The sequence below is a fragment of the Pseudoalteromonas sp. MB47 genome (assembly GCF_011319765.1).
Lineage (GTDB): Bacteria > Pseudomonadota > Gammaproteobacteria > Enterobacterales > Alteromonadaceae > Pseudoalteromonas > Pseudoalteromonas simplex.
Genome location: NZ_VFBD01000020.1, coordinates 127,962 through 142,477, shown reverse-complemented (window position 1 = coordinate 142,477; position 14,516 = coordinate 127,962). Strand labels below are relative to the sequence as shown.

Below are 14,516 nucleotides of genomic sequence, written 5' to 3'. Positions count from 1 at the left end.
AATTATTTATAGATTTGACGTCTCAAATTGAGAAAAGTACCCCATAAAAAGCAGGTATGGTTATTGCCCTTGTTTCTACATATATTTTAGTAGGAGCATTTTATGAAACACATCGCTATCTTAGTTCCGAGTTTCCCAGTTGCATCAGAAACATTTGTTGTCACAGAAATTAATGCACTTCTAGATGCTGGACATAAAGTGACGGTATTCACTTTTGAAAAAACCTCTGTGTTGATTAATTTATCAAGTGCAATAGAAGTCAAAGAGATTGAAAAGCCTGACTTTAAAAAAATACTTCCCGCAATGTTTAATGTTGTGAAACTCAGTAAAGCAATAAATACTGCAATCCAGTTTCGCTCGATATCTACACAATCTCTTATTGGCTATGGCTACAAAATTGCTCAGTACCTTAAAGTTGCCAAAATAGATCATTTGCACTGCCATTTTATGCATGGCCCTTTAGCATATGGCATTGTTGCTGCGAAAATGGCAAATATCACTGTCTCTTCGATAGGGCATGGCCATGATGTTTATGTAAATAGTGCCGATTTAAACTCGAAATTAGCTTTATGTGATTTCTCTGTCGCTGTGTGTGAAGAAATGGCTATGCAGTTTAAAAAATGCGAAAAAAGTAACGTGAAATTACTTCACTGCGGTATCGATACTACAAAATTTAACCAAACACCTTCATCATTAAGTGAATCTGTAAGGTTAATTTTTATAGGTAGGCTAGTCGAAAAGAAAGGGCTTCAATTCTTATTACCAGCTCTTAAACATATGCCTAAAGAATTTGGTATTACTTTAGATATCGTTGGCGACGGTCCAATGATCAACGACCTAATGTATATGGCTGAAGAGCTTGGCGTAAGAAAGTCAGTCAGGTTTCTAGGTGAAAAACCTCATGCTTGGGTAAGTGAAAACCTAGTGAATTATTCAGCTTTGATTGCCCCATTTTGTGTCGCTAAAAATGGTGACCGAGATACAGGGCCACTGGTTTTAAAAGAGGCAATGGCATGTGGTTTACCCGTTTTAACAACCACTTTAATGGGTGCGAATGAAATTGTTACGCCTAATGTTGGCATGAAATGTATGCCTAGCAGTATCTCTGGTATTAGCAAGATGCTTTATAAATTTCATCAGTTGTCACCTCATAAACGCTATTTACTCGGCCAAAATGCAAAACAACATGTTAATCAGCACTACAATGCATTTAACCAGGCTAAACAACTATCAAAGTGGGTTGAAGCTTTGTAAGGAACAGTTATGAGTAATCTAAAACAAATAGGTTATTTTGCCGTCGCAGTATTATCAGTAAAAGGACTAGGCTTTTTATTGCTACCAATTAGCACACGATTCTTAAGTCAAGTAGAGTTTGGTCAGTTAAATTTTCTAGTAACTGTTTCTGCGCTGTGTTCGCTTATTTTATCAATAGGCTTACCAGAGCTTTTACTTAAACAACAGTACAATACTCATACTGAAAAACTTGCTCTGTTTCGTGACGCGGTAATAACAACCTTTATATTTAGTTTACTCTTTGCAGGTTGTTCTTTGATTTTTTCTGAGCAAATAGCACATCAGTTACCGGCCAAAGTTGATCCTCTAGATTTAAGGCTATTAATTGTTAACCTTGTACTATCGGCGCTAATTGGTATTCCGTACATTTATTACCGCTTGACTAATAATGCGAGAACATATTGTTATTTATGCATTTCTCATGCTTTAGTCCAAACAACATTAACGATTACCTTACTATTTTTAGGTTTCAGTATTACTGGAGTTATGGTGTCGGGCGTAGTGAGTAGTTTACTTATTGTATGTATTAGCTATTTTGATATTTTAAAGGTTATTAATGTAAGTTATTCAGAGTTTTCTTGGCGAATACAAGGGAAACAGACTGTTTTTATCATTTCTATTGTTATCTCTAGTTTATTTATTTATGCCGGAAACGGCGCTGAAAATTGGTTTATAGTTGCAAACTTTGATGAGACATTGTTAGCGAATTACTACGTGGCGGCGCAGTTTGCAGTATTAACTTCGTTTACGTTTGAGCCTATACGCCTTTGGTGGTTTGCTAAACGTTTTAGCCTAGTTAAAAACAATAAATCTGAATACGAAAGTAAAGCCATTCTCTGTTTGAATGTTGGTTTAGCGCTTTGCGTAGTGATGTCTGTTCTTGCTCCAATCACTTTAAATTTAGTGTTACCTGATAATTACCACGGCAACGAGCACTGGTTAGTATTGTTAATTGTTGTGGTTGCTATTAGGCACCATAGCGATATTTTGAATATTGGTTGTTATACGCATAAGAATGGGATCTCGGTACCCATTATTAATCTTTTAACTGCATTAGTCGGTCTGAGCCTTTTATATCTTCTGGTGCCAATGTTTGCTGTAGAAGGAGCGATTTTATCTTTAATTATTATGCAGAGCTTTAAACTGTTATGTTTTTACTTAACTAGCCAAAAATTTGTTCCGCTAACTTTTAAACTATCTTCACTTGCTCCTAGTTGGCTTGCTTTATTGATCATAGCGGGTATTTCGTTTATGCCTGGCAATTTAATTCTACAATTAGGTGTCCTGTTAACGTACATTTTTGTATTTATTAATCAGTACAAGAGCATCATTTTACGAGTTATCAAAAAAACGGTAGAGGAGCGTAAATATGCTCAATTACTATAAGCAAAATCAACTTGTAATAAATGGTATTGTTGTCACCGTACTGGTTATTTCGACTTACTCGCTACTAGGTCCTATCGCCGTTTTTGCTTTATTACTACTTCCTTTTGCAGCGTTTACAGCAGTGAAAGTCAGTGTTGCATTTATTATCTTATTTATTCTTTTTAGTTATTTTAGGCTACACGAAGCATTTCCTGTTTTGATGCCATTAAAAATTCCTAAGCTCTTGGCATTAGCATCTCTTTTAGGGATTGCATGGCATCTATTTATTTCGCAGAAATTAAAGCCTCATTGGCATACAAATCACCTTATATTTTTTGCTTGGTTTATTTGGTTAACTATTTGCGTATTCAGTGCGGCTAACCGTGGTTTAGCGCTTGAGTATTGGTCAGGTGTGTTGATTAAAGTGCTCATAATGGTGTTTGCAATTTCATGGTGGATGACTTCTCTACAACATTTTAATGTTATCCGCATTGGTATTATGATTTCAGGCTCAGCCATCGCGCTTGTAGCCTTAAGTAATAAAATGAATGGGATCGGTCTTGTTGAAGGAACTCGTGTGACTATTTCGCGAGAACTTCGCTCACAACTCGGTGACCCGAATGATTTATCACTTGTCATGATGTTCCCAGTGTCTTTTCTTGCAGCTGAAGTTTTTGATAGTAGCGCCCATAAAATAAGACGTTTTATAGCACTCATCTGTCTAATAGTTGCGATTAGTGGCGTTATTGCTACTCAAAGTCGTGGGGGATTACTGGGGATTGCAGCAGTATTAAGCTTTTTTATCTATCAAAAAATTAAAAATCCAATCATTGTTGGTTGTATAGGTGCTGTCGGAATGCTCGCGATGATTGTTTTTGCAGGGATATCAGATAGACAAAGTGGTGGTGCTCATGAAGATGGTGTCGATGAGTCTGCAATGGGCCGTATCTATGCTTGGCATGCGGCAATTAACATGGCGCTGTCTAATCCATTGACTGGGGTAGGTGTAAATAATTTTGTCGCGAATTATTTTTTCTATAGTCCACATTGGGATGGCAAGAATCATGCAGTACACAGTACATGGTTTCAAGTACTTGGCGAAACAGGCATTGTTGGGATGTTCATATTCATTGCCCTGATCACATGTATTTACCGAAGTTTAAACCGTGTTTTCTTGATAAATAAACAGCTTAACGATGAAAAAATAGCAGTGAATGCGAAAGCACTTAAAGGCGGGCTGATAGGCTTTATGGTGTCAGGAACCTTTTTAACTCAAGCTTTTACTTGGCCTATATACATCATCTTGGCGTTAACTATTGCTCTTGAAAAGCTTGTTATAGATAAACAAAAGGAAAGGCATTATGACTGAGAATTTAAAACAGTGGTTAAAATCAAGTGACAGTCCTTTTGCAAAGTCACTTTTTCAAATTGCAAAACTCATTCGCAATCCGCAAATGTTTGTAATACCAGGTTTCCATACATGCCTATACAAACTGCATTTACTTGTTAAAACAATTTTCAGTGAACTATTACGTATCTTCTATTTTACGCCAATTTTTAAAAGCCAAATTAAAGGTTCAAAACGCAATTTATATCTTTATTCTGGTATGCCACAAATTTTAGGGCAGCTAGATATAACGTGCCAAGATAATTCTCGTATTAGTGGTATTAGCACTTTTTGTGGTCGTAGTCATGGGTTAAACAAATCGCAACTTATCATTGGTAATAATGTCGATATTGGTTGGCAAAACTCATTCTCTGTGGCTGGTAAAATTGTTCTGCAAGATGATGTTAGGCTTGCTGGACGGGTTTTTTTAGCTGGTTTTCCAGGCCACCCTTTAAACTCGCAAAGGCGCGCTTTAGGTGAGCCTGATGATGATTCGCAAGTCGGAGACATCATTATAGAGCAAGGGGCTTGGGTTGGAACGGGGGCGACAATCCTTGCTGGCGTAACAGTAGGAAAGGGCGCAATAGTTGCAGCAAGTAGTGTTGTTACAAAAGATGTACCTGCAAATACGATTGTGGCAGGAAACCCTGCGAAAGTTGTTAAGAAGCTGGAGTCAGAGTCATGAAATTTATCGTTTTTGGTGAAGATTGGCAAAGCCATCCAAGCAGTACTCAACATATCTTTAAAGAATTAGCGAAAAGCCATGATATTGTATGGATAAATTCAATCGGTATGCGAAAGCCAACAATAAAGTTGCTGGATGTAAAAAGAGTTTTTTACAAACTAAAATCGTTAGTGTTGAAAAAGAGGCATACTGAAGAATCTGCAGACAAGCACAGCAAACTTAAAGATCATACTTTGCCGATTTTACCTTGGCATGACAATAAGCTTGTAAAAGCATTTAATAAATGGATTTTTAATAAAAAGCCTTTTGTTGATAATGAACCAATTATCTATTGGGTTAGTGTTCCTACTGCCATATACCTTATTAATTTACGTCCCATAGACAAGATTGTTTATTATTGTGGCGATGACTTTTCGGCTTTAGCGGGTGTTGATCATTTAATGGTTGAACCACTAGAGAGAGAGCTTATTCTTAAAGCCGACCTCATTTATGTAGTAAGTGAATTTCTTTCTAGCAAAATGCCAAAGCATAAAGTTAAGCTGTTATCTCATGGTGTTGACTTTGATTTATTTAATAATAAAAAGCAGAAGGCAGTTGAACTTAGTAATATAAATAAACCAGTTATTGGCTTTTATGGTTCTTTAAATGCGTGGCTCGACATAGAGCTTTTGCAAAAACTGGCACTTGAACGGCCTCAATACCAAATAATGTTAATTGGTAACATTATTGAAAACTTTGATTCATTATTATCCCTTAACAATGTGTCCCATGTACCCGCAGTAGAGCACCATAAACTTGCTACTTTTTCTCAACATTGGCATGTCTCGATTCTCCCATTTGTTGATAACGCGCAAATTAGAGCATGCGATCCGCTTAAACTTAAGGAGTATCTAGCGACTGGGACCCCCATTGTTTCAACTAATTTTGCTGCAGTGAGACCCTATCAAGAGGCTGTGCTGATCGCAGACTCTATGAATGCCTTCATTGAGCGTGTGGACTATGCCGTTAGCATAAGCGATGAGCAAAAGCTTAATTGGCGACAAACTCAAGCTGATTACGCAAAAAATCACAGTTGGCAAGTTAAGGCGCTACAAATAAGTGATGAGCTAGGGCTTGGTTAACTTCATCTATTAAAAGCTGCATTAACGCAGCTTTTTTTATTTTTGGAACAAGATCTGCAACAGAATAACTAATTGAAATTATCGTAATTTATTTTTTTCAAAATGCAAATATAACTGTATTTTTTTGCAAATTGCAAAGCAATAGGTAACTCCATGTTAGTTAAAGAGCAGATCAAACGATTAATATATTTAGGGCTTTATGCGCTTTACACGCGTATTAAGCTTTTTATTATTCCGTTTTGCATTGTGCCTCTTGTTGTTATTTTCATGGGGCTGACTGCTCAAAAACAATATACCAACCACGCAACCATTTTGATTGAAGAATCTGCACTTTTAAATCCGTACTTAGATGATCTGTCTTTTTCATTTCAGTTATCAGATCGTATGGCAGCACTTAGAACTTTAGTTATAAGCAGAAAAGTACTTATTGCTGTCGCTAAGGAAACTAATTTAATCGCAGAAGATGCAACGCCAAAACAAGTTGAAGAAATTCATCAAAAGCTCTCTAAAGCTCTCTCTTTGTCATTAATCGGCGATGAATTAGTGCGTATAAACTTTATATGGCACGACCAAAGTCAAATGAAACCTGTACTTGAAAAAGTGGTAGAGAAATTTATTGAACGCTTACTTGCGCCAACTAAAGCCTCTTTAGATACGTCAGAACAATTTTTCTTTCAACAACTTGAAGGGTTACGCCAAGAGTTAGAAGTATCTGAAGAATCTCTTGCTAAATTTAAAAGCCAAAATAGCAATACATTACCAACGGTTTTACATAGCAACCGCGAAACATTCGATAAATTATTATCGGAAAAACAGCAGAAATTAATTGCTCTTTCTGGTGCTAAAGCAAAGCTCAATGCACTAAAAAATAAAGTAGGGCAAGCTAATCCAATCCTAGGGAAGTTAGAAGAAAAAATTATTCGTACAGAATCTGAATTAAGTCTACTGCGCACTCGTTATACAGATAAGCACAGTAAAGTTATTGAAAAAACACGTACTTTAAAAAACTTAAAAGCGCGTCAGCAGTCATTACTTGAATCAAGCGAAGATTTAGATACCTCGAATTTAGATCAACTTTGGCAAATGGTTAATACCTTGCCTTCGGGTGAAAATAAAGAATCCAGTGTATTGGTTTCTCAGCTGCTTGCCTTAGAAGAGGCTAAAAATAACCTGCTTCAACAGGAACAAGAATTTGCAATGCTAGAAGAACAGGTAAAAGAGGTAAGCGAGAGATTATTAATTACCAGCGATGTAGAAAAACAGCTAAGAAAATTAGAACGAGATTACGAAGTTAAACAATCGTTGTACAAAGATATGTTAAGCCGATACGAAATGGCAAAAGTAACAGGAAAACTTGTTAAATATGAAGGCCCAGACAAAGTAAAAACAATTGAACGCGCCTATAGCCCAACGCAACCAATCAATACCTCTTTAGTCATGACAATCGTGATTGGAGTTGTGCTTGGAATGTTTACAGGTGGAGCAAGTGTATTTGTTGCTTCACTTTGCGACAGCCATCTAAAAGATATTCAAACTATTGAAAAGCTTAGTAATGCACACGTAGTAACTGTCCTGCCAATTATAAACAGCAGTGCATCTAACAAGCATATTGAAGGAGAACCTTTATGAAGGTAATGCACTTAGTACAGCATTTAGAAGTTGGCGGCCTAGAAAAAATGGCAATTACGCTATTAAAGAATAGTCAATATAGCCAAACAACCATCATCGTCTCGTTAGAAGGTGATAAGGAGTCAGCAATCAAACAATGGCCGGAACTTAGCAATTATAAAAGCAGTGTTTTTTGTTTAAATAAAGCACCTGGCTTTAAAGGTTCGGTTATAAAAAAATTAAAGGCGCTTATAAAAGAGCAGCAAATAGATATTATTCATAGTCATCATATAGGTCCATTACTGTACGCTGGTATTGTGTGTTCATTAACAACTAAGCGTATTCGCCATGTTTCGACTATTCATGATGCTTGGTATTTAAACAATATTAAGCAACGTTTTTTCACCAGAGCTCTTAACTTATTAACACATATTCATTGGGTAGCAGATGCAAACATCGTAGCCAATGAGTTTCAATCAAAAACGTCAATCATACCTCAACAGACAATTTTAAATGGTATTGATTGCGAGCAATTTAAAGCAATAGATAAATCATGTGCACGCCAGCAGTTAAACTTACCAGAAAATGTTCAGTTGATCGGGTGTGCAGCCCGACTAATTGAAGGTAAAGGGCATAAAGACTTAATACATGCTCTCATTTATTTGCCTGAGAATTATCACCTTGTATTTGCAGGCGATGGTGACCAGAGAGATTTACTCCACAAAGCTGTTGAAAGCTATGATTTAAAATCGCGAGTACATTTCTTAGGAAACATACACGACATGAGAGTTTTTTACTCTAGCATCGATGTTATGTGTCTCTACTCGAAACGAGAAGGTCTGCCCCTGTCTATCATTGAAGCGATGGCATGTGGAGTACCTATTGTCGCATCTGATGTAGGTGGTATTCACGAAGTTGTAACTGATAAAGAGGGGGAGTTGATTGCAGCAAATAACTACAAGCTAATTGCCCCTGCAATATTACGTACTTTGCAATTACCAAACGGAAATCCTATTCGTCATCATGCTATTGCTGTTGCTGATGCACGGACCATGAGCAGTCAATATGACAATTTATACACAGCGTTAGCGTGATGGGAGGCTATGATGACAATTTTCAGTATCGTATTTTTAGTATTAGTATTCGTTGCAATTTACCACCATGTTGGATATCCAATCATGGTAAATTGGGCTGCAAAAAGTCACAAATCTAAACACAAAAATAGCAAGGCTGACCCTAAAACCTATCAGCCAAATATTGGTATTTTAATGTGCGCGTATAACGAACAAGACCACATAGCAGAAAAGTTACATAACTTAGCCTCATTGTTATATGACAATGATCATTACAGCATACATGTCTATTTTGATGGTTGCACAGATGCGACGGTAAACAGAGCTTATGAGGCTCAACGTGTTTTATTGAGCCATGGTGTGCAATGTTTTTTCCATGTCAGGGAAGAGAACAAAGGTAAAGTGCATGGATTAAATACATTAATGGGGTTAGCTAAATTTCAAAATGATATTTTATTGTTCACTGACGTGAGCGCGCTATTGAGCATTGATGCTTTAAATAAGGTCGCCGATAAATTTAGTAATCCAAAAGTTGCAATTTCTACGGGAGTGTACACACTTGATGATAGGGCTCCAGATGCACAAAAAGCATATTGGAAGTATCAAAATCAGGTAAAACTATCTGAGTCCGAGCTAGGTGCAGTAATTGGTGTGCCTGGTGCCATGTTTGCGATGCGTTCAACATCAGCAATAGAGCTTGATGATAACACTATTAATGATGACTTTATTTTATCTATGAATGCGCTTGCACAAGGTGGTAAGGCAGTATTAGATGAAGACGTTGTTATTTATGAGCGTGAATGCGATTTACAACAAGAAGACTACAAACGTCGTATCCGCCTTGGAGCAGGGAATTGGCAACAAATTAAGTCCCTAAAACAGCTTCTAAAGCCTCAGCTTGGTTGGACGAGTTTAAACTTTTTTTCGCATAAAGTACTACGCGGTGTGATGCCGATTATCTTAGCGTGTATCTACTTGTGTATTTTATTCGAAGCTGCATTCATGAAAACCACATGGGCAGTGTTTTTAGCCATAGGTATTTTAAGCTTACACGGTGTTGAGCTGTTAAAGAGTGTTTTTAATATTAAAATGCGCGTACCTATTTTAGATAAAATAAACTATATTTTAAACAGTTATTTTCTGTCTTTATATGGAATTATACGCTACGAGCTAGGGTACTTTAATGCTCCTTGGCGACGTGTGAGGGATAACAATGTGAATCGTTCTTCTTATGAGATATCTGGTAAGTCGGTTGTGAAGGTTATAAAGCGTGGCTGTGATGTTATCGGTGCGTTAGTTGCAATCGCTCTCGTTTGGCCCATTTGTTTATTTGCCGCTATCGCAATTAAATTGACTTCTAAAGGCCCGATTATTTTTAGCCAACTTCGTGTCGGTGAAAGCTCAGATGACTTTGTCAAATTATTTAATGTATATAAGTTTCGCTCTATGGTTGTTGATGCTGAATTAAAATCAGGTGCCGTATGGGCGAGTAAGGATGATCCACGAATTACTCCTATTGGCAGATTTATGAGAAAAACGCGTATTGATGAGTTACCGCAATTAATAAACGTTCTTAAAGGGGATATGTCATTAATTGGTCCAAGACCAGAGCGTCCAGTTTTCTATGCAAAGTTAGAAAAAAATATCCCTTATTTTTGTCAACGAACTTATGGCGTAAAACCTGGTATTTCGGGTCTTGCCCAAGTAATGAATGGCTACGACGAATCAATAGAAGATGCTCGCAGTAAAATTGGTTGGGATTATGCTTATTCACTTAGTATGTCTACGCCATTAGCATGGCTAAAATTAGAATGCTCAATAATTGTCAAAACGCTAATGGTTGTTTTTACAGGAAAAGGCCAATAGTTTTATGGTCAAAATCAGTTGCATAATGCAAATTAATTCCTATAAATTAATTGCATTATGCACAAATTAAATAAAAACTTAAAATTATCAATATCTTATATTCTGGCATTTAAGTTGTAACAGTAAGATTAACCAAACCATCTTAAAGGTAGAAAATCATGACTAATACAACTAAATCTGATGCAAATACCACATTCATCACTTTACCAAATGATTTCTCTGGCTTAGCAGTCGATAGCTTCAAAGATCAGTTCGAAACGGTAGCCACGAGTGAACAATCTAATGTGGTTCTTGATTTTAGTGACACCACCTTCATCGACTCCTCAGGTATTGGTGCCATGGTATTTTTATATAAACGAATTGAGAAAAAAGGCCAAAAGCTTTCTTTACTGAACGTTTCAGGTCAACCACATAAATTAATGAGTTTACTAAGAGTAGATAAAACCATCCCATTCATTGAGCAAGCTGACATCGCGTGAGGTGAGTTATGAAGCACATACTAATAACAGTTTTACTGATTATAATTGGCGGATGTGCTTCTTGGCCTGATGAAGGACAAGGAGGCTGGGCCGAAAAATACCAAAATTACCCATTAACCGATGAACAAAATGAGCTTATTTACGATACACAAGAAACAGTGGTTTTGAGTGAGTTTGAACATCACGTTTTGAAATTAGATTTGTTGAAAGCTCAAGGTATCAAACAATGTATGCCCGCTCAATTGCTTAAAGCTCAAATTTATGAAAATCGTATACGTCGTTTAATCGCAGCCCAAATGTGGGAAGACGCAGAGCATGATCTTTTGATCCATTACCACGGCCTAAACCAGTTATCAAAACACTTTGAAACAGTTAATGCGATGACGCAATGTGCTGGCCCAACGGAAAATGAGCAGGTGATGACTGCATCATTGAAAGAGCAGATCACTGAGCTGCTAAATAGTGACAATCAATTCTCTTTTAATGACTTTCAAGTAACACCTAAATACATCTCTCGATTATCACAAGCGGCTGACTTAATAAAACAAGTAGATAAAATCAATTTATTATTAGTAGGGCATACAGATATTAGCGGGCAACAAACCAATAACTATGAATTAGCATTGAAACGTGCAGAGACGGTTAAACATTGGTTAGGAATTTACGGGGTTAATCCAGCTACGATTACAACGCTCACACAAGGTAGTTTATCACCTTATAGCAATGAGCCCGACTCAAATGCTAAACGCCACTCAGATAGACGTGTAGAAGCGATAGTTATTGATATTACTGACAAAGATACGAACAAAAAAGTACATGCATTATCCAGTTGGACCAAAGTTTTAAATGGTCCTAAGGGGCAATAATATGAAACAATTAATTTTAATATGCTTACTTATGTTCTCAACACTCGCTGTTGCAGAGCAAGTTCAAGTCGGAAACAAAATATATTTATACTTACCGGGTGAAGTAGAGTTCGATGAACCATTTGAAGTTGCCAAAGATGGCACCATCACTTTACCTGAGCTTGGTAAGATTAAAGTAACTGGCGCTGAACTTGCTGAAATTGAACAGCAACTACGTGCTGCATTAAGCGAAGTCTATGTTGCGATGGACGATTTTTATGTCGAAATTCGTTCTAGAGATATTTTTATTAATGTTATGGGTTATGTGAACGACCCATCTCAAGTCAGTATTCCCCGTGATGGTAATATCCAAATGGTCATTGCACGTGCAGGTGGCTTAAAACCAGGGGCACAGCTAGACAGACTACAAATTCGTCGCGGTAACGATGTAATAGAATTCAATTACAAAGCCTATTTAGATTCAGGCAACATTGACTTATTACCCCAATTACAAAGTGCCGACACAGTATTCGTACCTGTATCACCACTATTAGGCAATGTACAAATCGATTTTGATGCGCAAACATTAAGTGCATCCGGTGATGCCAGCGATAACAGTGCAATCACATTACTTGGTGAAGTTCACAATCCAGGTAGTTTTTCATTCAAAGAAAATATGAGTGTATTAGATGCATTGATGCGAGCTGAAGGCGTAACTCGCTACGCAGATGTAACCAAAATTCGCGTTATCGTAGACAAAACACCTGTTGTTTTTGACCTAAAAGCGTATTTGGATAAACCTAACAACGATACAATGCCTGCACTAAAAGCTGGTTCTACGATTTACGTGCCTATCATGGTTGATGATGTAAACACTACATCACGTACCGTCTACATCATGGGTGAAGTACAAAAGCCGGGCGCTTATGAGGCCGGTGATAGTACCAGCTTTTTAGATATTCTTGCGAATGCCGGCGGGCCGACTCGCTTTGCAGAAACTCGCCAGATTAAGATTTTAACGCCATCGGGCGAAAGTATTTTATTCGATCTGCAAGGCTACAGTGAAGGAATTGTGACTGTAAAAGTGCCTAACTTAAACCCAGGAGATGTGATTTTTGTTCCAGAAAAGACTGACCAAAATGAAAAAAGTTGGTTGAAAGTGCCACCAAAACGCGCAATTAAAATTATCGGCGCAATCCAATCACCGGGCCGTTATGAATGGAGTCCCGAAATGGATTTCACAGATTTACTTGCGCATGCAGGCGGGCCAACTAAAGGCGCAAATATCAATGATATAAAGATCGTTCGTAACGGTGAAGTCACTAAACGTTTCGATTTAGAGCAGTATACAATTAATGATGCAGGAAACTATGAATTACCCAACTTGATTGCTGGCGACACTATCATTGTTGAGGAACTGCCAGTTGATCCTGCTGATAATAAATCGCAATGGATCCGCCAAGAATCAAGTAAATCTATTTATATAATGGGGCAAGTTGGTTCTCCAGGCCGCTATGCATTTAATACTAATATGCATTTTATTGATATTTTAGCCGCGGCTGATGGTCCTACAGATAATGCAGATTTACGTAATATTCGTATTACCCATCGTAATGGAAACACTGCAAAGGTTAGTAAGTTAAACCTCGCACTTTATTTTGAAACAGGCGATGAAACACTGTTTCCACACGTTTTACCAGGCGATACCATCTACATTCCTGAAAAAGATAAAGATTGGTTACGTACCCCTAAAGAGCAAGTAGTGCGTATTATGGGGGCTGTTGAAAAGCCTGGTCGTTACAGCTTTGATGACACTATGACGGTACTTGACGTACTAGCAGAAGCAGGCGGTCCATCAAGCTCTGCACTCATAGACAAAATTGTGGTGGTTAATCATTCATGCTGTAAAGAGCAGTCTCGTGTATTTGATTTAGAAGAGTTTGTTAAGAATCCGAATTCAGCGTATATCCCTGTGTTACGTGCCGGCGATACGCTTTATGTGCCAGATAAAGGTCAGGATTTAATTAGCCAATTTAAATCTAACTTTCTCGACTTCATAACAGTAATCGCTTTAGTGGTGGGCCTATGAAAATGATACCTTCTCAATACCAAGAGCTTGAAGCAGTTTGTAATGAAATTGATAACCTTAAAGCTCGCTGTATTTGTTTTATATCTTTAACAGGAAGTGAGGGTTCAACTTCCTTATGTACTAGCGTTGCAACAAGACTATGCAATCAATCAAAAAAAGTTTTGATCATTGATTTGAACCCAATTTCGCCTTTTAAACTTGATCAGAACCAAAGTACTGACGTTGGGCCATGGTGCTTTAGTGATATAAGTTGTCAATTGAATATTATTAGCACAGATCACGTTGATATTTTAACTATGCAGCATCTAAATGAGCTGGAATCAGTTAAAAACAAATCAATCCTAAACGATGCAATTGAACGAATAAAACAAGAATATGACTATGTGTTTATTGATATGAGCCCAGCACTTAAGTGTAATCGAGGCAATGTACCATTACATGCGCTAAGCTTATGTACTGACATGACATTTTTGACTGTTTCATTAGGTTTAAATGATGAAGAAGCACTGTGCCATGGCATTACAAATCTAGAGCAAGCAGGATTGACTGAGATTAAAATTGTAGTCGCACAGCATAACTTTGCTCCACTGGGTACACGTTTGATTGAGTCACTTAAAACGCGCCAACATAAATGGCCTAAACTTTCTAATTACCTAATAAATAAAATAATTAAACAACGTTGGTTGTTTACTGCATATTGAGAGA

12 protein-coding genes are annotated in these 14,516 nt (G+C 37.3%); all 12 read left to right on the top strand.

What is annotated here, in order from left to right; translation table 11 throughout:
* Positions 1 to 102: 102 nt before the first annotated feature.
* The gene (locus tag IMPJCBKJ_RS10235) at positions 103 to 1,254 is read left to right on the top strand and encodes a glycosyltransferase (protein ID WP_054553826.1); all 1,152 of its coding nucleotides are present in this window, start codon (positions 103 to 105) and stop codon (positions 1,252 to 1,254) included.
* Positions 1,255 to 1,263: 9 nt separating this feature from the next.
* Complete coding sequence (locus tag IMPJCBKJ_RS10230) at positions 1,264 to 2,679, top strand: oligosaccharide flippase family protein (RefSeq protein ID WP_166340147.1); 1,416 nt, start codon at positions 1,264 to 1,266, stop codon at positions 2,677 to 2,679.
* Complete coding sequence (locus IMPJCBKJ_RS10225; protein ID WP_054553828.1) at positions 2,663 to 4,027, top strand: O-antigen ligase family protein; 1,365 nt, start codon at positions 2,663 to 2,665, stop codon at positions 4,025 to 4,027. The genes IMPJCBKJ_RS10230 and IMPJCBKJ_RS10225 overlap by 17 nt, the downstream gene beginning before the upstream one ends.
* Positions 4,020 to 4,730: an acyltransferase gene (locus IMPJCBKJ_RS10220; RefSeq protein ID WP_138617710.1), complete on the top strand. Its 711-nt coding sequence runs from the start codon at positions 4,020 to 4,022 to the stop codon at positions 4,728 to 4,730. Before IMPJCBKJ_RS10225 ends, IMPJCBKJ_RS10220 begins: the two co-directional genes overlap by 8 nt.
* Complete coding sequence (locus tag IMPJCBKJ_RS10215) at positions 4,727 to 5,851, top strand: glycosyltransferase family 1 protein (protein WP_166340145.1); 1,125 nt, start codon at positions 4,727 to 4,729, stop codon at positions 5,849 to 5,851. Before IMPJCBKJ_RS10220 ends, IMPJCBKJ_RS10215 begins: the two co-directional genes overlap by 4 nt.
* A gap of 153 nt (positions 5,852 to 6,004) precedes the next feature.
* Entirely contained in the window at positions 6,005 to 7,480 is a 1,476-nt protein-coding gene (locus IMPJCBKJ_RS10210) for a GNVR domain-containing protein (RefSeq protein ID WP_054553831.1), read from the top strand.
* On the top strand, positions 7,477 to 8,553 hold the full coding sequence (locus IMPJCBKJ_RS10205) for a glycosyltransferase (RefSeq protein ID WP_138602246.1): 1,077 nt from the start codon (positions 7,477 to 7,479) through the stop codon (positions 8,551 to 8,553). Before IMPJCBKJ_RS10210 ends, IMPJCBKJ_RS10205 begins: the two co-directional genes overlap by 4 nt.
* A 9-nt stretch (positions 8,554 to 8,562) precedes the next feature.
* Positions 8,563 to 10,398: a sugar transferase gene (locus tag IMPJCBKJ_RS10200; RefSeq protein ID WP_346774160.1), complete on the top strand. Its 1,836-nt coding sequence runs from the start codon at positions 8,563 to 8,565 to the stop codon at positions 10,396 to 10,398.
* A 158-nt stretch (positions 10,399 to 10,556) separates the two neighbouring features.
* Positions 10,557 to 10,877, top strand: a complete 321-nt coding sequence (locus IMPJCBKJ_RS10195) for an STAS domain-containing protein (RefSeq protein WP_138602248.1) — start codon at positions 10,557 to 10,559, stop codon at positions 10,875 to 10,877.
* 8 nt (positions 10,878 to 10,885) lie between these two features.
* Positions 10,886 to 11,743 carry an OmpA family protein gene (locus IMPJCBKJ_RS10190; RefSeq protein WP_138602250.1) on the top strand — a complete coding sequence of 286 codons (858 nt, stop codon included), beginning with the start codon at positions 10,886 to 10,888 and terminating at the stop codon, positions 11,741 to 11,743.
* Between the two features lies 1 nt (position 11,744).
* A complete protein-coding gene (locus tag IMPJCBKJ_RS10185; RefSeq protein ID WP_054553836.1) occupies positions 11,745 to 13,811 on the top strand; it encodes an SLBB domain-containing protein in 2,067 nt (688 codons plus the stop codon).
* The gene (locus tag IMPJCBKJ_RS10180) at positions 13,808 to 14,512 is read left to right on the top strand and encodes an AAA family ATPase (protein WP_054553837.1); all 705 of its coding nucleotides are present in this window, start codon (positions 13,808 to 13,810) and stop codon (positions 14,510 to 14,512) included. The genes IMPJCBKJ_RS10185 and IMPJCBKJ_RS10180 overlap by 4 nt, the downstream gene beginning before the upstream one ends.
* The last annotated feature ends 4 nt before the right edge of the window (positions 14,513 to 14,516 follow it).